The organism is Nocardioides exalbidus (genome assembly GCF_900105585.1).
In the GTDB taxonomy this organism is placed as follows: Bacteria; Actinomycetota; Actinomycetes; order Propionibacteriales; family Nocardioidaceae; genus Nocardioides; species Nocardioides exalbidus.
In genome coordinates this window covers 4,268,238-4,289,057 of record NZ_FNRT01000002.1, presented here as the reverse complement: position 1 = coordinate 4,289,057, position 20,820 = coordinate 4,268,238, and the positions used below count along the sequence as shown (strand labels likewise).

At 72.4% G+C, this 20,820-nt stretch carries 21 protein-coding genes; 14 read left to right on the top strand and 7 right to left on the bottom strand.

Going from position 1 to position 20,820, the window contains the following annotated elements; all coding sequences use genetic code 11:
* Positions 1 to 5 precede the first annotated feature (5 nt).
* From BLV76_RS20835 to BLV76_RS20820, 4 genes are all read left to right on the top strand, one after another.
* Entirely contained in the window at positions 6 to 782 is a 777-nt protein-coding gene (locus tag BLV76_RS20835) for a lysophospholipid acyltransferase family protein (protein ID WP_090971773.1), read from the top strand.
* The gene (gene macS / locus BLV76_RS20830; protein WP_090973065.1) at positions 779 to 1,918 is read left to right on the top strand and encodes a MacS family sensor histidine kinase; all 1,140 of its coding nucleotides are present in this window, start codon (positions 779 to 781) and stop codon (positions 1,916 to 1,918) included. The genes BLV76_RS20835 and macS overlap by 4 nt, the downstream gene beginning before the upstream one ends.
* Before the next feature lie 5 nt (positions 1,919 to 1,923).
* Positions 1,924 to 2,442: a flavin reductase family protein gene (locus tag BLV76_RS20825; protein ID WP_090973063.1), complete on the top strand. Its 519-nt coding sequence runs from the start codon at positions 1,924 to 1,926 to the stop codon at positions 2,440 to 2,442.
* A 68-nt stretch (positions 2,443 to 2,510) separates the two neighbouring features.
* On the top strand, positions 2,511 to 3,164 hold the full coding sequence (locus BLV76_RS20820; protein ID WP_245734816.1) for a response regulator: 654 nt from the start codon (positions 2,511 to 2,513) through the stop codon (positions 3,162 to 3,164).
* A gap of 58 nt (positions 3,165 to 3,222) precedes the next feature.
* On the opposite strand, the gene BLV76_RS20815 is transcribed toward BLV76_RS20820, so the two are convergent.
* The 3 genes from BLV76_RS20815 to BLV76_RS20805 are packed head-to-tail and all read right to left on the bottom strand — an operon-like array spanning position 3,223 to position 5,977.
* A complete protein-coding gene (locus BLV76_RS20815; RefSeq protein ID WP_090971769.1) occupies positions 3,223 to 4,461 on the bottom strand; it encodes a hypothetical protein in 1,239 nt (412 codons plus the stop codon).
* Positions 4,458 to 5,075, bottom strand: coding sequence for a class F sortase (locus BLV76_RS20810; RefSeq protein WP_139306653.1), 618 nt, complete (start codon positions 5,073 to 5,075; stop codon positions 4,458 to 4,460). The genes BLV76_RS20815 and BLV76_RS20810 overlap by 4 nt, the downstream gene beginning before the upstream one ends.
* A 26-nt stretch (positions 5,076 to 5,101) precedes the next feature.
* A complete protein-coding gene (locus BLV76_RS20805) occupies positions 5,102 to 5,977 on the bottom strand; it encodes a DUF4397 domain-containing protein (protein WP_090971765.1) in 876 nt (291 codons plus the stop codon).
* A gap of 170 nt (positions 5,978 to 6,147) precedes the next feature.
* Here BLV76_RS20805 and BLV76_RS20800 point away from each other — a divergent pair, with 170 nt between their 5' ends.
* From BLV76_RS20800 to BLV76_RS20775, 6 genes are all read left to right on the top strand, one after another.
* On the top strand, positions 6,148 to 7,044 hold the full coding sequence (locus BLV76_RS20800; protein WP_090971763.1) for an arylamine N-acetyltransferase family protein: 897 nt from the start codon (positions 6,148 to 6,150) through the stop codon (positions 7,042 to 7,044).
* Positions 7,041 to 7,496, top strand: coding sequence for a GNAT family N-acetyltransferase (locus BLV76_RS20795; protein WP_090971761.1), 456 nt, complete (start codon positions 7,041 to 7,043; stop codon positions 7,494 to 7,496). The genes BLV76_RS20800 and BLV76_RS20795 overlap by 4 nt, the downstream gene beginning before the upstream one ends.
* Before the next feature lie 59 nt (positions 7,497 to 7,555).
* Positions 7,556 to 8,449, top strand: a complete 894-nt coding sequence (locus BLV76_RS20790; protein WP_090971759.1) for a coiled-coil domain-containing protein — start codon at positions 7,556 to 7,558, stop codon at positions 8,447 to 8,449.
* A gap of 101 nt (positions 8,450 to 8,550) precedes the next feature.
* Positions 8,551 to 9,159: a sulfite oxidase-like oxidoreductase gene (locus BLV76_RS20785; protein WP_090971757.1), complete on the top strand. Its 609-nt coding sequence runs from the start codon at positions 8,551 to 8,553 to the stop codon at positions 9,157 to 9,159.
* 13 nt (positions 9,160 to 9,172) lie between these two features.
* A complete protein-coding gene (locus BLV76_RS20780; RefSeq protein WP_245734814.1) occupies positions 9,173 to 9,883 on the top strand; it encodes an FAD-binding oxidoreductase in 711 nt (236 codons plus the stop codon).
* 21 nt (positions 9,884 to 9,904) lie between these two features.
* Complete coding sequence (locus BLV76_RS20775) at positions 9,905 to 10,291, top strand: cupin domain-containing protein (RefSeq protein ID WP_090971755.1); 387 nt, start codon at positions 9,905 to 9,907, stop codon at positions 10,289 to 10,291.
* A 37-nt stretch (positions 10,292 to 10,328) separates the two neighbouring features.
* Here BLV76_RS20775 and BLV76_RS20770 read toward each other — a convergent pair whose 3' ends face one another.
* Entirely contained in the window at positions 10,329 to 11,561 is a 1,233-nt protein-coding gene (locus BLV76_RS20770; RefSeq protein WP_175539773.1) for an HNH endonuclease signature motif containing protein, read from the bottom strand.
* Between the two features lie 335 nt (positions 11,562 to 11,896).
* Between BLV76_RS20770 and BLV76_RS20765 the strand changes: the two genes are divergently transcribed.
* The gene (locus tag BLV76_RS20765) at positions 11,897 to 12,844 is read left to right on the top strand and encodes a hypothetical protein (protein ID WP_139306652.1); all 948 of its coding nucleotides are present in this window, start codon (positions 11,897 to 11,899) and stop codon (positions 12,842 to 12,844) included.
* Between the two features lie 22 nt (positions 12,845 to 12,866).
* On the opposite strand, the gene glpK is transcribed toward BLV76_RS20765, so the two are convergent.
* Both glpK and BLV76_RS20755 read right to left on the bottom strand, forming a co-directional pair.
* Positions 12,867 to 14,336: a glycerol kinase GlpK gene (gene glpK / locus BLV76_RS20760; protein ID WP_090971749.1), complete on the bottom strand. Its 1,470-nt coding sequence runs from the start codon at positions 14,334 to 14,336 to the stop codon at positions 12,867 to 12,869.
* Entirely contained in the window at positions 14,333 to 15,184 is an 852-nt protein-coding gene (locus BLV76_RS20755) for a DUF1028 domain-containing protein (protein WP_090971747.1), read from the bottom strand. The genes glpK and BLV76_RS20755 overlap by 4 nt, the downstream gene beginning before the upstream one ends.
* Before the next feature lie 60 nt (positions 15,185 to 15,244).
* Between BLV76_RS20755 and BLV76_RS20750 the strand changes: the two genes are divergently transcribed.
* Complete coding sequence (locus BLV76_RS20750; RefSeq protein WP_217630413.1) at positions 15,245 to 16,474, top strand: MFS transporter; 1,230 nt, start codon at positions 15,245 to 15,247, stop codon at positions 16,472 to 16,474.
* A 58-nt stretch (positions 16,475 to 16,532) separates the two neighbouring features.
* Here the strand turns inward: BLV76_RS20750 and BLV76_RS20745 are convergent, their stop codons facing one another.
* Positions 16,533 to 17,729 carry a pyrophosphate--fructose-6-phosphate 1-phosphotransferase gene (locus BLV76_RS20745; RefSeq protein ID WP_217630412.1) on the bottom strand — a complete coding sequence of 399 codons (1,197 nt, stop codon included), beginning with the start codon at positions 17,727 to 17,729 and terminating at the stop codon, positions 16,533 to 16,535.
* Positions 17,730 to 17,887: 158 nt separating this feature from the next.
* Here BLV76_RS20745 and BLV76_RS20740 point away from each other — a divergent pair, with 158 nt between their 5' ends.
* Both BLV76_RS20740 and BLV76_RS20735 read left to right on the top strand, forming a co-directional pair.
* Complete coding sequence (locus BLV76_RS20740) at positions 17,888 to 19,336, top strand: APC family permease (RefSeq protein ID WP_090971743.1); 1,449 nt, start codon at positions 17,888 to 17,890, stop codon at positions 19,334 to 19,336.
* A 61-nt stretch (positions 19,337 to 19,397) separates the two neighbouring features.
* The gene (locus tag BLV76_RS20735; RefSeq protein ID WP_139306651.1) at positions 19,398 to 20,777 is read left to right on the top strand and encodes a metallophosphoesterase family protein; all 1,380 of its coding nucleotides are present in this window, start codon (positions 19,398 to 19,400) and stop codon (positions 20,775 to 20,777) included.
* Positions 20,778 to 20,820 lie beyond the last annotated feature (43 nt).

The window sequence follows — 20,820 nt, the reverse complement described above, 5'->3', positions numbered from 1 at the left end:
AGTCCGTGCTCTATTGGTTCCTGAAGTGGATCGCCCTCGGGCCGGTGCTCCGCCTGGTCTTCCGGCCCAAGGCATTCGGCGTCGACAACGTCCCGGAGACGGGGCCGGCGATCCTGGCGAGCAACCACCTGTCCTACGCCGACTGGCTCTTCATGCCGCTCACCCTCCAGCGCCGGGTGACGTTCGTGGCGAAGGCGGAGTACTTCACGAGCCCGGGCATCAAGGGCTGGTTCCAGAAGAAGTTCTTCACCGGCGCCGGCCAGGTGCCGATCGACCGCTCCGGCGCCAACGCCGCCGAGGGAGCGATGAAGTCGGCGATGCGGATCCTCGGCGAGGGCGACCTGTTCGGGATCTATCCCGAGGGCACCCGCTCGCACGACGGCAAGCTCTACCGCGGCAAGACCGGTGTCGCCCGGCTCGCGCTCGAGTCGGGTGCCCCGGTGGTGCCGTGCGCCGTGGTCGGCACCGACGTGGTCGCCCCCAACGGCAAGGTCTACGGCAGCTGGACCCGCCCGGTGGTGCGCTTCGGCCCGCCGCTCGACTTCTCCCGCTACGCCGGGATGGAGAACGACCGCTACATCCTGCGCTCGATCACCGACGAGATCATGTACGAGATCATGCGCCTGTCCGGCCAGGAGTACGTCGACCTCTACGCCAGCAAGGCCAAGGAGCTCGACAAGGAGGCGCGCGAGGCCGCCAAGCAGGAGGCGGCGAGGCAGGCCGCTGCCGAGCAGGCCGCGGCCGACGAGGCCGGCGACGACCGGGAGCAGAAGGCGTCCTGAGCACCTCGCCGTCCCCGCGCGCGGACTCCGCCCTCGCCGTCGAGGACCGCCTCTACTCCGCCCTCGCCATCGTGCGGGTCGTGGTGACCATCAACATGGTCGGGCTCAACGCCTACCGGCGGGACAACTTCTCCCACCCCGACGTCGCCCTCGCCCTCGTCGCCGGCCTCGTCGCCTGGACCGGCGTGGCCATCTGGCTCTACCGCGACCACGCACGTCGTACGCCGTCACTGCTGGTGGCCGACCTCGCGATCGTGCTGGCCGCCATGGCCGCGACGCCGTGGCTGAAGTCCGAGCACTTCAACGCCACCATCCCGGGCTTCTGGGTGATGGGCGCGCTGCTGGCGTGGGCGATCCACTGGCACTGGCGCGGCGGCCTGGTGGCGGCGGCGCTGATCTCGGCGGCCGACCTGCTGCCGCGCGCCGAGGTCGACCAGGGCAACTACGGCAACGTCTTCCTGATCCTGATCGGCGGACCGGTCGTCGGCTTCATGTGCGAGTCGCTCCAGCGGATGGCGCGCGAGCGCGACGCGGCCGAGCGCGCGGCGGCGGCTGCCGAGGAACGGACCCGGCTGGCCCGGGCCGTGCACGACGGGGTGCTCCAGGTGCTCGCGATGACGCAGCGCCGCGGCGCGGCGGCCGGTGGCGAGTGGGCCGACCTCGGTCGCCTCGCGGGCGAGCAGGAGCGCAGCCTGCGCTCGCTGATCCGCCAGCAGGACACCGTGCCGACCGGGGCGGGCGCGCAGGTCGACCTCGCCGGGGCGCTCGAGGCGATGGCGAGTGCCCATCCGGTCCGCGTCGAGGTGGCCACCCCCGGCGGGGCGGTGCTCGTCGACGCACGGGTGGCGCAGGAGACCGTCGCCGCGGTCCGCGCCTGCCTCGACAACGTCCTCACGCACGTCGGGCCCGACGCGAACGCCTGGGTGCTCGCGCAGGCCGCTCCGGACTCGATCACCGTGTCGGTCCGCGACGACGGGCCCGGCATCGAGGCCGGGCGGCTCGAGCAGGCCGCGGCCGAGGGCCGGCTGGGCGTCGCGTCGTCGATCCGCGGCCGGGTCGAGGAGCTCGGCGGCACCGCCGTGATGGAGAGTGGGTCGTGGGGCACCGAGTGGGAGCTCACCGTCCCGCTAGCGTGAGCCCGGTGACGATCCACACGACGCACCCGTTCCTCGAGCCCGAGGGCGACCGTGACCCCGTACGACGACTCCGCGGGCGCCTCGGCAGCACGGTCTCGCTGTGGACTGCCGGGGTCGACGAGGGTGGTCGCGCGGGCCTGACGGTCTCGTCCTGGCTGGTCGCCGGCGGCGAGCCCGGGCGGGTGCTCGCGCTGCTCGACCCCGACGCCGACCTCACCGACGTGCTCCTCGAGACCGGGCGCGGCGTGCTGCAGCTGCTCTCGTGGGCCGAGCGCGACCTCGCCGACGCCTTCGCCGGCACGGCCCCGGCGCCGGGAGGCCCGTGGCGGATGGCGACGTGGACACCCACCGACCACGGCCCGCGGCTCGCGCAGGCCGGCACGTGGGCGAGCCTGGAGGTCGAGACGGACGTCGAGGTCGGCTGGTCCCGGCTGGTGACCTGCCGGCTGGTCGAGGTCGTGGTGGGCGACGAGCGCGACCCGCTGGTGCACCGGCGGGGTCGCTACCAGCCGCCGGCGGGGTAGGCGGACTACGATCCCCCCAGCTCGTGGGACACGCTCGGGCGAACGGGGGACTGGCGATGGTGCGGTTGATGGTGGTGGACGACCACCCGATGTGGCGTGACGCGGTCGAGCGCGACCTGCAGGCGGCCGGGCACGACGTCGTCGCGGTGGCGTCCAACGGGCGCGAGGCGATGGCCAGGTTCCCCGCCGCCGCCCCGCAGGTCGTGGTGCTCGACCTCCAGCTGCCCGACCACAGCGGCGTGCAGGTCACGACCATGATGCTGGAGCACGACCCGACCGCCCGGGTCCTGATCCTGTCGGCGAGCGGCGAGCAGGGCGACGTCCTCGACGCCATCAAGGCCGGCGCCACCGGCTACCTCGTGAAGTCGGCGTCGAGCGCGGAGCTCGTCGACGCCGTCAGCCGGGTGGCGGACGGCGACACCGTCTTCACGCCGGGCCTGGCCGGGCTGGTGCTCGGGGAGTTCCGTCGGATCGCCGACGGCCCCGCCGACGACCCGCGCGACCAGCTCACGGAGCGGGAGACCGAGATCCTCCGGATGGTGGCGACCGGGATGAGCTACAAGCAGATCGCGACGCGGCTGGTGCTCTCGCACCGCACCGTGCAGAACCACGTCCAGAACACGCTGCGCAAGCTGCAGATGAACAACCGCGTCCAGCTCACCCGGTGGGCCATCGAGCACGGCCTGGACGAGGGCGGGGACGGGGACGACGCCAAGGCCTGAGCTCCGGGGGGCGGTCCTCCCAGGACGGCACGTCAGGAGGGCAGGTCACGAGGGCAGGTCAGGAGGGCACCGTGACGGCGGCGACGACCCGACCGCCGGCGCTCGTGCCCGTCAGCTGCACCTTCCACTCGCCGGTGCCCTCCGCCTCGCCGCAGGGCGCCAGCTCCGCGGCAGCGGTCGCCGCGCACGACAGCGAGAGCACCGCCGCCGAGCGGATCACGCGGACGTCGCGCGGCTGGGTCGCCGAGACGTCGAGCGAGGTGGTCGTCGCCAGCCCGCGGCCCACCGCGGAGGTGCTGCGCTGGACCGCGCCCTTCAGCTCGTAGGTCACCCGGATCAACGTGGCGGAGTCGAAGACGTAGGTCGCGCGGCTGAACGTGATCTCGGTCGGGCCCGAGGCCGGTTCGCCGTCGGCGGTGACCCGGACGTCCGTCGCCGCGACCGCGGAGCCCTCGCCCGACTCAGGCAGGGAGACGTCCACCTGGTCGAGGGGCTCGTCGGTGTGGATCCAGTGCGTCACCTCGAGCACGCCGCCGGCCTCGACGCGGGTCAGGGTCCGCGACGCGCCCGCCTCCGGCCAGCCCGACGGCAGCTGTGCGGTGGGGGTGTCGGTGGGCGTGGCCTCGTCACCACGCCCGAGCAGCCAGGCGACCACGCCGCCGCCGACGGCGGCGGAGAGCAGCGCGAGGAGCACCAGCCCGGCCACCTTGCGGCCCGAGGCCCGGTCGGGCTCGGCGGACGGTGACGGTGGCCTCGGCGGAGCGGGTCGTACGGCCGGTGGGGCCGGCTTGCTCGCCGACGGCTTGGTCGCGGCCGGTTTGCTCGGGGCCGTCGTGCTGGCCACCGGTTTGCTCGCCACCGGCTTGCGCGCGGCCGGTTTGATCGGGGCCGTCCTGCTCGCGGCCAGCTTGCTCGCGAGGGTCGGGGCCCTCGCAGGGCCGGCGGCCCTGGCGGTCGGAGCAGCCTGGGCGGTCGGAGCAGCCGGGGTGGTCGGGGGCGTCTTCCGGGTCGGAGCCTGGGGGGCGGCGTCGGGTGCAGGTGCGGCGTCGGGAGGCGTCTCGCCGTCGAGCTCGCTGACGAGCTGACGGATCGCCTGGCGGACCTGCTCCAGCTCGGGTCCGGGTGCCTGGACGGGAAGGAGCGACGCGGCGGCAGGGGTGCCGGCCTCTCGCTCGACCTCTCCCTCGACCTCCCGCTCATCCTCCTGCCGGGACTCGGGTCGAGGAGCGGGCGCGCGCCGCGGCTTCGGCGGCATCGCCGCCGGCAGCTGCTTCTTGTACTGCTTCTTCTTGGTCACGAGGTCTCCGGTGGTCCGAGCGGGAGGGCGGTGAGGACCGCGAGGTTCTGGTAGCCGCCGCGCGAGGCGTCGTAGGGCGGCGCACAGGTGACGAGGGTCAGCCGGAGGTCGCCGGACGCGTCGAAGATCCACGAGTCGTCGACCAGGCTGCCCTGCGGCACCAGCCGGCGCTCCCGGATCACGAACTCCTGGTGCAGGTCCCCGGACTCGACGCGCAGGCGGGAGCCGCTCGTCGCCGTCAGCAGCTCCGCGAACGGCCCCAGCCCCTGCGTCGTCGAGTCGACGTGGGCGGCGACCAGCACCGACCCGAAGGGGTCGCCGATCCTGGCGCCCCCGCGCCACCACCCGGCGACGTCGATGTCGTCCGGGACGGCGAGCAGTCCCGCCGGGGTGGTGCCGACGGCACGCACCGGGACCCTGCGGCCGCCGGGCAGGACCACGAGCGACGGGGCCCGGGGTCGTACGACGGTGTCGGCGCGGGTGGCGGGCGCGACGCTGCTGGGGTCCGCGGTCGGGGAGGGCGCGGTGGTCGTGCTGCTGCTCGCGCCCGTGGTGGCGGGTGCGTCCGGTGCGGTGGTCCCGGCGCAGCCGGCGGCCAGCACGGAGAGTGCCACGACCAGTCCCAGCGTCCGCGCCGGCGTCATCCGAGCCGCGAGCGCGACGTCGTACGCCGGAAGCGGCGTACGACGGGGGCACCGGCCGCGGCAGGCACGAGCAGGGCGACGAGCACCGCCCACCACGCCAGCGAGCCACCGGAGCCGGACCCGCCCGCGAACGTGCTGACCGGGTCGCGGACGAGCCCGGCGGACCCGGTGTCGATGCGCGAGGGCTCGACCGAGCCGTCGGAGGACAGGGCCTCGGTGTGGGCGATGACGTTCATCGACCCGTCCTTCGGGTTGCCGTAGGCGTAGATCATCGAGAGCGTGCTGCCGGCCAGGCTGACGTCGAGCGGGCCCAGGATCGGGTCGCCGGTCGTGCCGGAGGGGAGCAGTGCCACCGAGATCGTTCCCTCGGGCACGTCGGCGTCGGCGAACTCGCCGTTGGCGATGTTGGTGAAGACGGTCTTGCCGTCGACCTCGACGTCGGCCGGTGCCACGGTCGCGGTGTGGGCGAGCAGGACGCGAGCCTTGCCGGGGCCGATGGGACCGGTGGGCGCGGCGTAGGAGTGGACCACGGGGTCGCCGCCGACGGCGGCCGGCAGGTGGAGCACCACGTCGCTGGCGGCGCCCGCCGTGACGTCGAGCGTGGAGTCGACCTTCATCCCGTCGCCGCTGAACGTGACGTCGTGGGTGCCGGGAGCGAGGTCGAACGGGCCGAGCACGTCGCCCACCTCGGCGCCCTGGGCGACCTGGTCGCCGTCGATCGAGATTTCGACGGTGGCGCCGGGCACGGCCTGGATCACCGTCACGCGCGCGGGTGAGGCGGACGGTCCTGCGGTCGCCGAGCCGGGTGCGGCCGGTGCGACGACGAGGAGCGCGAGTGACGCGGCGAGTGCGGTCGGGAACAGTCTGAGCATGTGTGTTTCACCCCCATGAAACGACCCCGGGAGGAGGGCCGGTCCTCACGACAACACCGCGTCTTCTCCCGTTCAACCCTGATATTGGGTACCCCGGACCAGACCGGTACCCGTGGGGGTAGGTTTCGGCAACGACAGGTCCACGAGAGCAGTACGGAAGGGGTCAGGAGGTGCCTGACGAGGGTGCGGGGGTCGACCGGTACCTGGCCGCGCTCGGTCTCGCGGAGCGGCCCGCCGCCACGCTCGACGGGCTCCGCGAGGTGCACCGCGCGCACGTCGCGCGCATCCCCTACGACAACCTCTCGATCATGCTCGGACGCCCCGACCCGGTCGATCCCCGGGCCGGTGTCGCGCGGGTGGCGGCCGGCGGCCGGCTCGGCTACTGCTTCCAGCAGAACGGCGCCCTCGAGTGGCTGCTCACGCGGCTGGGGTTCGCGGTCAGTCGCCGGCACGGGCACGTGTGGATGCATCCCGAGGGGCAGCTCGCCTCCGACCTCAACCACCTCGTGCTCGTCGTCTCGGGGCTCCCGACCGACGAGAACCCGGGCGGGCACTGGTGGGCCGACGCCGGCCTGGGGGAGGGCTTCGCCGAGCCCCTCCCGCTCGTCCGGGGCGAGCACGACGTCGACGGCTGGTCCTACGGCATCGGCGCGGGCTACGGCGCCCAGGCGGCGGGACGCCCGACCGGACCCGCCGCGTGGACCTACCGGCACCTGCCCGGCGGCGTGCTCAGCGGCATCGTCGTCACCTCGCGCGACCACTCGTCCGACGCGGTCGCGGCCGCCCACGTCGCGCTCAGCCTCGGCGAGGGCTCGCCCTTCCGCCGCGTGCTCGTCGCCCAGCGGATCGACGGTCCCCAGCAGCTGACCGTCCGCGGCCTGGTGCACCAGGTGCTGACGCCCGGGTCGCGCGACCAGCGCGACCTGGTGTCGTACGACGACTGGCGCAGCGCGCTCGCCGACGACCTCCTGCTGCCGGCCGACGACGTCACCGACGACGAGTGGACCTCGCTCTGGGAGCGGACGCGGGCGTCGCACCGGGTCTGGGACGAGGCGGGACGGCCGTGAGCACCTCCGACGTGCAGTGGCGGCGGGCCACCGCGGACGACGTCGTGGCCCTGCGGGACCTCGAGCGCGCCGCCAGCCGGGCCGGGCTGGCGCACGTGTTCGGCGACCTGCCCTACCCCGACGACGACGTCCTCGCCCGGTGGGCGCTGCTCCTCGACGACCCGGAGGTGGTGGTCGACGTGGTCGAGGACCAGCACGGGCTGGTGGTGCTCGCCGCGCACGACGGCAGCAGCCTCCGGCACCTCGCCGTGCGGCCCGACCACTGGAGCGCGGGCCTCGGTCGCGAGGGCTTCGCCAGGGCCGAGGCGGCAGGCGCCCGCCGGCTGTGGGTGCTCGAGCTCAACGCCCGTGCGCGATCGCTCTACGAGTCGCTCGGCTGGGCGCCGACCGGTGTCACGCAGGAGTGTCCGTGGCCGCCGTACCCGACGGAGATGGAGTACGCCGCCCCCTGACCGCGGCTGGTGCTGCCCGCAGCGCGACGGCGGCAGCCGCCGCTCCCTAGGATCACTGCATGGCCGACCCGCTGCTGGAGATCGCCGACGAGCTGTACGCACTGCCGCTCGCGGACTTCACGCCCGCACGCGACGTGCTGGCCAAGGAGCACAAGGCCGACAAGGCGCTGGCCGCCTCGATCAAAGGTCTGAAGAAGTCCTCGCTCGCGGCATGGGTGGTGAACCTGCTGGTGCGCCGCGACCCCGACCAGGTCGAGCAGGTGCTCGCCGTCGGTGAGGCGCTGCGCGAGGCGCAGGACAACCTCGACGCCGCGCAGCTGCGCGAGTTCACCAAGCAGCGCCGCCAGCTCACCGCGTCCGTCACCACCGCGGCCCGGCGGCACGCCCGGGCTGAGGGCGTGAAGACCACCGACTCGGTGGCCGACCAGGTCGAGGCGACGCTCACCGCCGCGATGCTCGAGCCCGACGCGGCGAAGGCGGTGCGGTCCGGGCTCCTGGTCACTGCCCTCTCGGCGACCGGTCTCGGAGACCTCGACCTGAGTGGCGCCGTCGCCCTGCCCGGGGCGCTCGGCTTCAGCGCGACCGCCCGCCCCATCGGCCCGCCCAACCCCGACGAGCGACCCCAGCTGCACGTCGTACCGGACCCGGACGCCGACAAGAAGGCGCGCGCCGCCGCGGAGGAGCGGGTCGCCGACGCCAAGGTCGTGCTGGGCGAGACCGAGAAGGAGCAGCGCGCGGCGCGGCGCAAGGTCGAGAAGCTCCAGGCGAAGACCCTGCAGGTCCAGTCGGAGCTCGACGAGCTGCGCAGCCGGGTCGCCGACCTCGAGAACACGCTCGAGGAGATCGACGACGACCTCGGCGAGGCCGAGGCGGCGCAGGCCGACGTCGAGGAGGCCGTCGACGAGGCCCGTGCCGAGGTCGAGGCGGCCAAGGAGGCGCGGGACAGCCTCTGAGGGGCCGTGTCGTCCTGTCGCCGGGCGTGCCGGTCCGGCTGAGGAGCAGCGGGGGACCGTGGTTCCTTGCCCGTTCGTGGACACCACGGAAGACTGAGCCCATGCCGGTGACCAGAGGGTTCGTCCGTCGTCGCCCGGAAGGACCGGAAGGACGGCTGCCTCCCGGCCAGTACGACACCGGCAGCGGCTGGCCGGTCCTGACCGCCGAGGCCACCCCGCGAGTGGTGCCCGAGGCGTGGAAGATCACGGTGGACGGGCTGGTGGAGCGTCCGACCACCTGGACGTGGGACGAGGTGCACCAGCTGCCGCGGTCGACCTACCGGGGCGACATCCACTGCGTGACGACGTGGTCCAAGTTCGGCGTCGCCTTTGCGGGCGTGAGCGTCGACGTGCTGCTGGAGGCCGCTGCGCCTCGGTCCGACGCGGCCTTCGTCATGGCGCACTCGAGCACCGGCTACACGACCAACCTCCCGTTGAGCGACGTCACGGGCGGCAAGGCATGGGTGGTCTGGGACTACGACGGCAAACCGCTCGCCCGCGAGCACGGCGGGCCGGTGCGCCTGCTGGTCCCGCACCTCTACTTCTGGAAGTCCGCGAAGTGGATCAGCCGCCTCGAGCTCATGTCCCACGACCAGCCGGGCTTCTGGGAGCGCAACGGCTACCACGATCGTGGGGACCCGTGGCTCGAGCAGCGCTACCAGGGCGACTGAGGAGGGCCCTGCGTTGAGCATCGACGACGTGGCGCCGACCGCGACCACCTGGACGACCGGCCGGATCATCACCAAGGAGCTGCCCACCCCGAGCACCGTCCGGCTGCGCATGCACGTCGAGGACCGGCTGCGGCACTGGCCGGGCCAGCACTACCTGCTCCGGCTGCGCGCTCCCGACGACTACACCGCGCAGCGCTCCTACTCGGTCGCCTCCGACGACAGCGATCCACTCCTGGAGCTGCTCGTCGAGAAGCTGCCGGGCGGCGAGGTGTCGGAGTTCCTGGCCGACGTCGCCGAGGTCGGCGACGTGCTGGAGATGCGCGGCCCCATCGGTCGGTGGTTCACCTGGGACGTGCGCACGCCTGCGCTCTGCCTGGTCGGCGGCACCGGCGTCGTCCCGGCGATCTCGATGAGCCGCGCCGCTCGACACGCGGGGAGACCCGACCTCCTCCGGATCCTCGCGGTGGGTCGCAGCCCCGACGAGCTGCCCTACGACGACGAGCTCCACCGGTCCGGCGCCACCGTCGCCTACACGCGGCACTCGACGGGCACCCGACCTCCGGGGCCACCGACCGCATCGGAGGTGGCGCCCCTGCTCGACGGGATCGAGCTCGCCTTCGTCTGCGGGTCCTCACGGTTCGCCGGACTCGCGGAGGCACTGCTCGTGGAGTGCGGGCTCGCGCCGGACATGATCCGGGTCGAGCAGTTCGGCGCCACCGGCTGACACCTCTGGCACCCTGAAGGCATGACCCGTGAGCTTCCTCGGCCCGTTCGGACGTTCATACCAGCCGACCTGGCTCCGGCCGACCCGACGCCCGGCATGAACCGGGCCCTGGCCTTCGAGCTGCCGATGCTGTGGGCCGGACAGGTCGAGACCGAGCCGGGCGCGGTGTCCGGGTGGCACCACCACGAGCGCAACGAGTCGAGCCTCTACATCGTCCGAGGCGTGCTGCGCATCGAGTTCGAGGGGCACGAGGGCTACCTCGATGCAGGCCCCGGCGACTTCGTGCACGTGCCGGCGTGGACCGTCCACCGTGAGTCGAACCCTGCTCGTGTGCCGTCCCTGGCCGTGATCGCCCGGGTGGGTGGCGGCATTCCGACCGTGAACGTCGAGGGTCCGGCGAAGCACTGATGCCCTGACGCGTCTGTGTGCCCTGCGGTCCACCGGCCTAGGTCCGCATGACGAAGGTGAGGGTGTTGTCGGCGTGGATGGTCGTGACGTAGCGGCTGCTGTGGGCCAGGCGGTGGTGTCGTGGGCACAGCAGTCTGCCGTTGGTCAGGTCGGTGGGCCCGCCTCTGGACCAGGGGTCGTCGTGGTGGGCATGACAGCCCGACGCGGTGGTTTCGCAGCCGCGGGCGGTGCAGCCACCGTCCCTGATTCCGAGCGCGATCCTCTGCGCCTTGGTGTGCAGGCGGCGGGTGCGGCCCAGGTCGAGCGGCACCGACGTGGATCCGAGGACGGCGGGGATGATCCCGGCCTCGCAGGCCCACCGGCGCGCCTGACCCGCGCTGATCCGGGTGCCGTCGTCCAGGACGGCAGTGGCTGAGTCGCCGAGCAGCTGCTCGAGGGTCATCGTGACCACCACGGTGGCGTTCACTCCCGCGGTCTGCGGCGTGGCGTCGACCGGGTAGCGCTCGACGTACTCGATGAACGCCTCACCCAGGCGCCGGCGCAGCGGCTTCCACGCACCGTCCTCGTCGCAGTTCTTGTCCTTGAGGTCGGCTTCGGTGTGGCGGGCGGGGTTGGCCAGGGCGAGGAGGTGGCGCCGGAGCATCTTCGCGACGTGGGAGGGCACCACGAATGTCCCACGGCAGCGGCCTTCTCCGTCGTCGGTGAGGGTCAGCTCGGCGTCGGTGAACGCCCGCGCCTCCTCGGCCTCGAGGACCACCTCCTCGTGGGACTCCCCGACCTCGGGGGCCACGACGTCGAGGATCCGCTTCCCGAGCACCTTCAAGGCCTTCGCGTCGTGCTGCCTCGCGTGGTCCAGCAGCACTGCCTCGGCCTTCGACCGGACGTCGCGGTCAACGTGCTTCGGCAGGGCGTCGACCGCGTCCACGATCACCCGCGCCTGGTCCACCCGGAGCCCACCACCCGCCAACGCGGAGGCCGTGGGCGCGTGCTGCTCCCTCGCGAGCGCGACGCCGAGCCTGGTCAGCCGGTTCGCCTCCGCGCGAGTCAACCCGCTGCGGACGGCCCACCACTGGTGGGTGTGCCGAGCACCCATGCTGTCGCCGAGCCGTCGCCGGTCAGCGTCTGCAGCTGTGCGGCACTGGATGCTCGTGAGCCGGCCCGACGCGGACGTGGTCGCATCCAGCAGCCGCACCACGTCTGCGTCCGACAACCCACCCAGCGTCAGGTCGCGCAGCTCACCCAGCACCCCGTCCAGACGACGCAGCAGCACGGCCACCAACGGTGAGGCCCCGGCATCGACACCGGGCGCACGCCACGGCCTCGAGTCCTCGAACGGTTGGGCACTCACGACGACACAGACCTCTCCGCGCACAGGCGCGGTCGACGACAGGAAACGGGGTCTGTGTCTGAGGTGTGTACGGCCGGAGAACGGCTATCTGGAGGACCCGAGCACGCTCGCTCGAAACTGTCTCCAGACTAGACGCGACCACCGACAACGGACCGGCCTCGGCAGTCGGTGCTGACGGAGGAGCGGGTTCGTGGATGCGCAGGCAGGAGAAGGGTCCGTTCCCAGCACGACGACGTCCGCCGACTAACGTGCGCGGCGTGGAGCCAGTGCGGATCGACCTCGGCAGCGCCGTCCTCGACGGGTTGGCCAAGGTGTGGGGTGGCCGGGTGACGGCCTTCGGGTCGAAGGACGGCGCGCCCTTCATCGTCTCGTTCTCCGACGCCGGGGATCCCTTCGAGGCCGTCCTGCCTGGGCGGGGAACGGTCACGAGCGTCGCCGGGTGGGAGCGGTCCCTGGTCGTGACCCACGACGGCCAGCGCGCGCACCGCTTCGAGGCCAGCACTCCCGACAGCGGTCCGCTCAGCGTGGAGCCGGAGGACATCGACCACGTGGCGGACGCGCGCCGCGGGCTCGAGGCCGCGAAGTGGATCTGGGCGGTCTGCGGTGATGAGGACCCGCTCTACGCGGTCCTGGACGAAGGAGGCTGGCTCCGAGCACTGGACTTCAACAGCGGCGACTGGATGCCCGACAGCTCTGGCCTCCGGCTGGCCTCGCCGGACCAGCTTCCGCTGGTCAACCAGGGTGACAGCACGCTCTACATCGCCGGCCGCTTCTCGTCCCAGGGCGCCGATCCGGCACTCCCCACGATGTGGATGCTGAACGAGTACGGCACGAAGCAGCTGAATCCGCACGTCCGGTTCACCGAGATCTCCGACGTCAGCGACTACGACGACGCCTGGTTCGCCGGGAGCCTGGACGGGCGACCGCAGCTGGTCACCACCGAGGGAGACCTCGGCCCGGTGCCAGACGTGGACCTCGATCCGATCGCCCCGACCGTGCTGGTCGCCTCACGCCAGTACCAGTACGACACTGTCGGCATCCGGCTCGTGCTCCAGACCGTCCACGGGATCCAGCTGTGGACGTCCACCGCGGACGGCTGGCTGCGCGAGGACCTTCCCGGCAACGTCCTGCAGGCCGCTCGCTGCGACAGCTCAACCTCGCTCTGGTACGTCGCCGACCACGAGCTCAGGCACGTGACCCTCTGACTTCCTGCAGCGAAGCGCCGGGCTAGCCGTCCCAGCCCTTCGAGCGCTCGACGGCGTCGGACCAGCGGGCGTACGCCGCGTCGAGGGCGTCGCGGTCGCCGCCGGGCTCGAACCGCTGGTCGAGCGCCCAGGTCTCCCGCAGGTCGTCGGTGGAGTCCCAGGCCCCGGTGCCGAGGCCGGCGAGGAAGGCAGCGCCGAGCGCGGTTGTCTCGACGATCTCCGGCCGCTCGACCGCGCGGCCGACCTGGTCGGCCTGGAGCTGGCAGAGGAAGTCGTTGGCCGCGGCGCCGCCGTCGACGCGCAGGGTGGAGAGCTCGGGCAGCGTCTCGAGGACGTCGCGCACCTCGAAGGCGATCGCCTCCAGCGTCGCGCGGACGATGTGGGCGCGGGTGGTCCCGCGGGTGATGCCGATGATCATGCCGCGGGCGTGCGGGTCCCAGTGCGGGGCACCGAGACCGGTCAGGGCGGGCACGAAGACCACGCCGTCGGTGTCGTCGACGGTGGCCGCGATCGCCGCCGTCTCGGCCGCGTTGCCGACGATCTGCAGCCCGTCGCGCAGCCACTGCACGGCCGACCCGGTCACGAAGATCGCGCCCTCGAGGGCGTACGTCATCTCGCCGCCGGGGGAGCGCCACGCCGCGGTGGAGAGCAGGCCGGCGTCGCTGCGCACGACCTCGCTGCCGGTGTTGGTGAGGATGAAGGAGCCGGTGCCGTAGGTGCACTTCGACTCGCCCTCGTCGAAGCAGGTCTGCCCGAAGAGCGCCGACTGCTGGTCACCGGCGATGCCCGCGATCGGGAGTTCGAGGCCGAGGAAGACCCGCGGGTCCGTCGGCGCGACCTCGCCCCAGTTGGGCACGAGGTCGGGGAGCGCGTCACGCGGCACCCCGAAGAGCCCGCACAGCTCGTCGGACCAGTCGCCCGCCTCGAGGTCGAAGAGCAGGGTGCGGCAGGCGTTGGAGACGTCGGTGACGTGCCACGTGCCGCGCGTCATCCGGGCGATGAGGTAGGAGTCGACGGTGCCGACGGCGTACCTCCCGGACTCCACCAGTGCCCACGTGTGCGGCTCGTGCTCGGCGAGCCAGGCGAGCTTGGTGCCGGAGAAGTAGGGGTCGAGGCGGAGCCCGGTGAGCTCGGCGACGCGGTCCTCGTGGCCCTCGGCGCGGAGTCGCTCGCAGATGTCGGCCGTCCGCCGGTCCTGCCACACGATCGCCCGGCGCGGCGAGCCCAGGGTCTCGCGGTCCCAGAGCACGACCGTCTCGCGCTGGTTGGTGATCCCGAGCGCGGTGAGCTCGGACCGGTCGACCTTGTCGAGGACCTCACGGGTCGCCTCGATCGTGGCCTGCCAGATCTCCTCGGGCGAGTGCTCCACCCAGCCCGGGTGCGGGAAGTGCTGGCGGAACTCCTGGTAGCCCTTGGCCTGGATCCGGCCGTCCGGGGTGACGACCACGGCCGTCACGCCCGTCGTGCCGGCATCGATGGCCAGGACGCTCACGACTGCTGCTCCGGAGAGGTGCCCCGGATGATGTCGAGGATCCGCTGGTCGATCCACGCGGGCCGGGCCCCCTCGCCGACGCGCATCTCGTAGTTCTCCGAGCCGACCCACATGTGGAAGCTCTCCTTGCCGTCGGCCTTGGCCAGCGTCTCGAGCTCGAACATGAGGGTGTCGTCGATCGGCACCTGCTCCTCGGGCGTCGAGGCGGTCAGGTAGAGCTCGTTGAGGTCGACCAGGCGCGCGAGCTCGGTGACCGGGGCCTCGTGGTCGTCGACGCGGAGGTCGACCGCGACGTCGTCGTGGCCGCCGTATCCCGCTCCCTCGCGTACGACGAGGAGGCCGGCGCTCTGCCGACCGCGACTGTCGCCTCCCGCCTCGTCGCCGGCCGCGAGGGCGGCGAGCAGCCGGCGTTCGAGCGACTGCTCGCCGCTCGTGAGCCAGGCCCGCTCCATCGCCTCGACCACCTCGGGACCGGTGAGGATGTTGCCCTGGATCGCGTAGCCGCCGCGCTCGCCGCTGCGACCGGTCGTGCCGCCCGCCCACGCGAAGCACTCCGAGCCGGTCCAGGTGGCGGCGTTGCCGTCGGAGTCGACGATGCCAGCCTGCCGGTGCTCACGGCCGTCGTCCTCCTCGACCAGGCGGTCGAGCGCGACCTGGGCGGTGGCGCCCTCGTCGAGGTGGGCGAGGCCGAGGTACTTGTAGGCGATGTTGGCGTCGGCCTGGGTGGCGATCGCGCCGACCCCGGCCGCCGCGGCCGGCACCGCAGAACCGACCGCCAGGAACTTCGAGGCGACGGCGACGCCCCAGGACTCGCCGTCGTCGGACCGGGCCACGATGGAGAAGGTCATACCGCGAAACATAGCGGCCGTCGGGAGATGCCCCGGGACACGAGCCTCTAGTGTCTTCGTGTGCTGACGAGACTCGGGTTCCCGCAGGTGGGTGAGCACCGGCGGTTCGTGACGGCGATCGTCGCCGACACCGTCGGCAGCGGCCTCTTCATGCCGATCACGCTGCTCTACTTCCTCGCGATGACCGACCTGTCGCTGGTGCAGATCGGGTCGGCGCTGTCGCTCTCCGCGCTGCTCACCATGCCGGGTGCCTTCGTGATCGGCAGCCTGGTCGACCGCTTCGGCCCGCGGAAGATGATGCTCGTCGGCAACCTCGTCCAGGCCGTCGGGATGATCGCCTACCTCTGGGCCGACGCGTTGCTCGTCGTCGCGCTGTGGACCGCGCTGCTCAACCTCGGCCGGCAGGCGTTCTGGGGGTCGTTCGGCAACGTCGTCACCGCGATCTCCGCACCGGGGGAGCGGGAGCTGTGGTTCGGCTTCCTGCAGGCCGTGCGCAACCTCGGCTACTCCGTCGGCGGCGTGCTCGCCGGGGTCGCGCTCCAGATCGGCACCGACTCGGCCTACGAGGCGGTCGTGATCGTCAACGCCGTCACCTTCATCGTCGCCTTCGGCCTGCTCCTCGACGTCCCCGACCACCGCGTCGCCCGTGACGCGGACGCGCCGGCCGAGGGCTGGGGCGTGGTGCTCCGCGACGGCGCCTACCTCCGCCTCGTGCTCGGCCAGATGGGCTTCGTGGTCGGGATGATGGTCCTCAACTTCGCGCTGCCCGTCTACGCGGCCGAGACGATCGACCTGCCCGGCTGGGTGGTCGGTGCGATCTTCACGCTCAACACCGCGCTCGTCGGGCTGGGCCAGGGGCTCGTCGTCCGCCGGATGACCGGGCAGGTGCGGGCCCGGATGATGGGGCTGGCCCAGCTCGTGTTCGTGGCGAGCTACGTCCTGTTCGTCGTCGCCGGGTGGCTGCCGGTCTGGCTGGCGGTCGTGGCGATGCTGGTCGGCGCCGCCGTCTACACCCTCGGCGAGCTGACCGGCGGCCCGGTCTTCAGCGCCACCGCGGCCGAGGCCGCACCCGACCACCTGCGCGGGCGCTACCTCGGGCTGTTCCAGCTGAGCTGGGGGCTCGGCGGTGCGGTGACACCGGTGGCCTTCACCTGGCTGCTCGCCCACGGGGAGACCACGCTCTGGTGGGTGCTGACGATCATCGCCCTCGCGAGCGCGGCGTACCTCCAGGTGCTCCCGCGCGTCCTGCCCGCCTCGGGCCTCCGGGTCACCCAGAAGTCGGAAGCCTGACGTCCGGGCCTGACGCCGAGGCCTGATGCCGAGGCCCGACCCCCGGCGACGGCGCCGCTCAGGCCTGGCCGGTCTTCTCCATCAGCTCGGCGAACCACGCCTGCGACGGGTCGAACGGCTTGTGGCCGGCGATCCGCTCGAACTCGATCGCACGCAGCTCGTCGCCGCGGTCCTCGTCGTGGCCGATGACGCCGGGCGTGCCCTCGAGCGCGCACGCGACGGCAAGCTCGGCCATCTCGCGGATCAGCCGCAGGTCGGTGTCGTTGGCGGCCGCGGAGCGGGAGTAGTAGCCCGACTTCTGGACCATCTTCTTCTCGGCGCCGATCGCCTCGGAGAAGCGATCCGCGAAGTAGCGACCGGGGTTGATCGTGTCGATCTTGACGTGGCCGAAGGGGTCACGGCCGACCTCCTCGCCCGCGGCCTCGAGCTCGACGACGATGTCGTCGATGCCGGCGCCCTCGGCGAGGAAGATGTTGACGCAGCCGACCTCGTCCATCACGGCGCGCAGGCGCGACGCCTCCTCGGCCAGGTCGATGCTGCGCTCGGGGACGTAGACCGCGTGGATCGCCCAGCGGCGCGGGTCGAGGCCGATCCCGGGCAGCCACTGCTGCTCGCCGTGCCAGTCCATGTAGTCGCGCGCCGCGGCCGCGGTCAGCCAGCCGCTGGCCCGGCCCATCACCTCGTGGACGATGAGCATCCGCGGGTTCGAGCCGTGCTCGGCGAGCACGTGCTGGGCGAAGCGCGAGGCCTCCTGGGCGGCCGTGATCGCGCCGAGGCTCTGGCGGATCGGCACGATGTCGTTGTCGATGGTCTTCGGCAGGCCGACCACGGTGAGCTCGGAGCCCAGCTCGCGGAGGTACGCCGCCAGGTCGGCCGCCGCGGTGTTGGTGTCGTCCCCGCCGATGGTGTGCAGGACGTCCACGCCGTCGGCCTGCAGGCGGCGTGCCGCGACCTCGAGGGCGGTCTCGGCCTGGCCGATCAGGCCACGCCTGCGGCAGTCCTCGTCGTTGGTGAGCTTCACCCGGCTGTTGCCGATCGGGCTGCCGCCGAAGCGGTGGAGCAACGCGGCGCCCGCCCGCTCCTCGGGCCCGATCTCGACGCTGGTGCCGGTGAGCAGGCCGTGGTAGCCGTGCTGGTAGGCCAGGAGCTCGATGTCGGGGTCGGTGGCGGTGTAGGTCTCGATCAGGGCCCCGACGGCGGAGGAGAGGCACGGGGCGTAGCCACCGGCCGTCAGGAGCGCAACACGCTTCGGCATGGTCAGCACAGTAGTGATGAACGTTCCAACGCCGGAAGGGTGCTCACTTTCGGGCCCGGAGATCGCCACGCTGGGCACGGAGGTTGCCGAGCCACGCCGAAGCGCGACAGGGTGAGGGCATCTCCGTGCCCGGGCACGGACCGACGACGGGAGTCACGATGAGCGCCACCGAGGCCACGCAGGAAGACGTCAACGGTCCGGAGGACCCCGATCTCAAGCGGGTCCTCGGCCCCAAGCTGCTGCTCCTCTTCATCGTCGGCGACATCCTCGGCGCGGGCGTGTACGCCGTCACCGGCAAGCTCGCCGGCCAGGTCGGCGGCATCGCGTGGCTGCCGTTCCTCGTCGCCTTCGCGGTCGCCACGGTGACGGCGTTCAGCTATCTCGAGCTGGTCACGAAGTACCCGCAGGCGGCCGGTGCGGCGCTCTACACGCACAAGGCGTTCGGCATCCACTTCATCACCTTCCTGGTGGCGTTCACCGTGGTGTGCTCGGGCATCACCAGCGCCTCGACGTCGTCCAACCTGCTCGCGGCCAACCTCCTGATCGGCTTCGGCAACGACGAGCCGAGCTCGGCAGCGGTGCTGATCACCGCCCTGCTCTTCATGGTCCTGCTCGCCGCGATCAACCTGCGCGGCGTCGGGGAGAGCGTGAAGTTCAACGTGGTCCTGACGATCGTCGAGATGACCGCGCTCGCCATCGTCATCGGCATCGGCTTCTTCGTCATCGCGAGCGGTGACGGCGACCTCAGCAGGATCACGGTCTTCGAGAGCCCGGACGACAAGGGCCTATTCATGGCGGTCACCATCGCCACCGCCATCGCCTTCTTCTCGATGGTCGGCTTCGAGGACTCGGTCAACATGGTCGAGGAGACCAAGGACCCGATGAAGATCTTCCCGCGCACGATGCTCACGGGCCTCGGCATCGCGGTCGTGATCTACATGCTGGTCGCGATCTCCGTGGTCGCGGTCATCCCGGCGGGCCAGATCGCCGAGCCCACCAACGCCGAGGCCGGCATCCTGCTCGACGTGGTGAAGATCGGTGCACCGAACCTGCCGATCGACACGCTCTTCCCGTTCCTCACCGTCTTCGCCGTCGCCAACACCGCGCTGATCAACATGCTCATGGCCAGCCGCCTCATCTACGGCATGGCCCAGCAGGACGTCCTGCCCCGCGCGCTCGGCAAGGTCCTCCCGGCCCGTCGCTCGCCGTGGACCGCGATCGTCTTCACCACGCTGCTTGCCCTCGCGCTGATCAGCGTCGTCACGCTCGACTCGGAGTCGTCCGTGGTCTCCGCGCTCTCCGGCACGACGGCCCTCCTGCTGCTGGCGGTCTTCACGATCGTCAACGTCGCCTGCCTGGTCCTGCGCCGCGACGCCACCCCCGACGGCGCCTTCCGGGCGCCCGCGGGGCTCCCCGTCGTCGGTGCCGTGCTGTGCGCCTACCTGCTCGGCCCCTGGGCCCGCCTCGAGGCCGACATGGTGCAGTACAAGATCGCCGGCGGCCTGCTTGCGGTCGGCGTCGTCCTCTGGGCGCTCACGTGGCTGACCAACCGCGGCGTGCGGGCCAAGAAGACGGGTTTCCGCGACATCGAGCACCTCGAGGACTGAGGCGGCGACACGGGCGGGGCCTACCCCAGAAGGGGTAGGCCCGCCCTCTACGGTGGGGCGAGTGACACGACGACGCCTGGGCCGACGAGGGGGCCCGCTCCTCGCCCTCCTGGTCGCCACTGCACTCGGCTGCTCGGCGGTCACCCCGCCCCACCCGCGGGCGAGCGCCACCCCGGGCGGTGACCTCCCGGCCCCCACGCTGACCGGGGCACCTGCGACTCCGGACCCGGCCACCGACCTCGAGCGCCGCGGCCCCCGCGACCGACCCCCGGTGCCGGCGGCACCCGACCTGCCGGGGGCGTACCGCTTCGTCTCGGCGCCCGACTTCCTCAACCAGGACGTCGCCGACCTGACCGCCGGCGGTCGCAAGCCCTACATCGTCAAGAAGACCGGCCAGGTCGCCAACTCCACCAACGCGGAGTACGACGCCGCGCTCGACCACGTGATCGGCGAGATGGCCTCCCACGGCACCGACGACGTGCTCGTGGCGGGCGACCTCGTCGAGGGCCGGTGGGGTCGCGACGACTCCAGGACCGGGGTGTTCGGGCCGGTGCGGACCGAGGCCCAGCGCATGCGCGCCTGGCGCCGGGCGGCGGAGGTCTACTACCCGGCCTACCGCCAGCGCTTCGCGGACCACGGCCTGACGACGTACACCGCCGTGGGCGACCACGAGATCGGCGACGACTCGTGGTCGAGCCGCCGGCGCGACCCGTGGATCGACTTCAAGCGTCGCCACATCCCGCAGTTCAAGGAGATCTACGCCGACCAGATGCTGACCCGCGCCGACGGGGAGCGACGCTTCACCGACCGGCCGCGCCGCGGGCCCGCGCAGGACACGGCGTACGCCGTCCGCCTCGACGCCAACGTCCTGCTCATCACGATCGACGTGTTCCAGCGTCGTGGGGGAGACGTGCACGTCTCGGTCGACCCGGCGCAGCTGAGGTGGGTCAAGGGCGTGCTGCGGCGCGCAAAGAGGGACGGCGTGCCCTGGGTCATGGTGCAGGGCCACACCCCCATGACCGGCAAGGTCCGCACCCGCAACTCCAGCCACCTCGTGTACGAGAAGGGCACCCGCTCCGACCTGTGGAGGGCGATGGTCCGGGGAGGCGTCGACGTCTACCTGAGCGGCGAGGTCCACGACCAGACCGTGCACCAGCGCGACGGGATCCTCGAGGTCTCGCACGGCTCGCTGTTCTACCGGGGCGAGGCGTCCTACGTCGTGGGGCAGGCGACCGCCGACCGGCTGGTCCTGGAGAACCACCAGTTCCGCGGCGAGGTCGGCTTCGAGGACCGGCTCTGGACAACCTCGCGCGAGGGCGCGCCCGGCCACATCCGCTACCCCTACCCCTCGATCGTCACCGGCACGCTCGAGGCGAGCCGCACCCCGTCCGGCGGGATCCGCCTCGACGAGGCCGACGGGATCCTCACGCCGGGCATGTGAGGACCACCGCTCGGTCACGGTTCGGGTCAGGGCACGCGCTCGC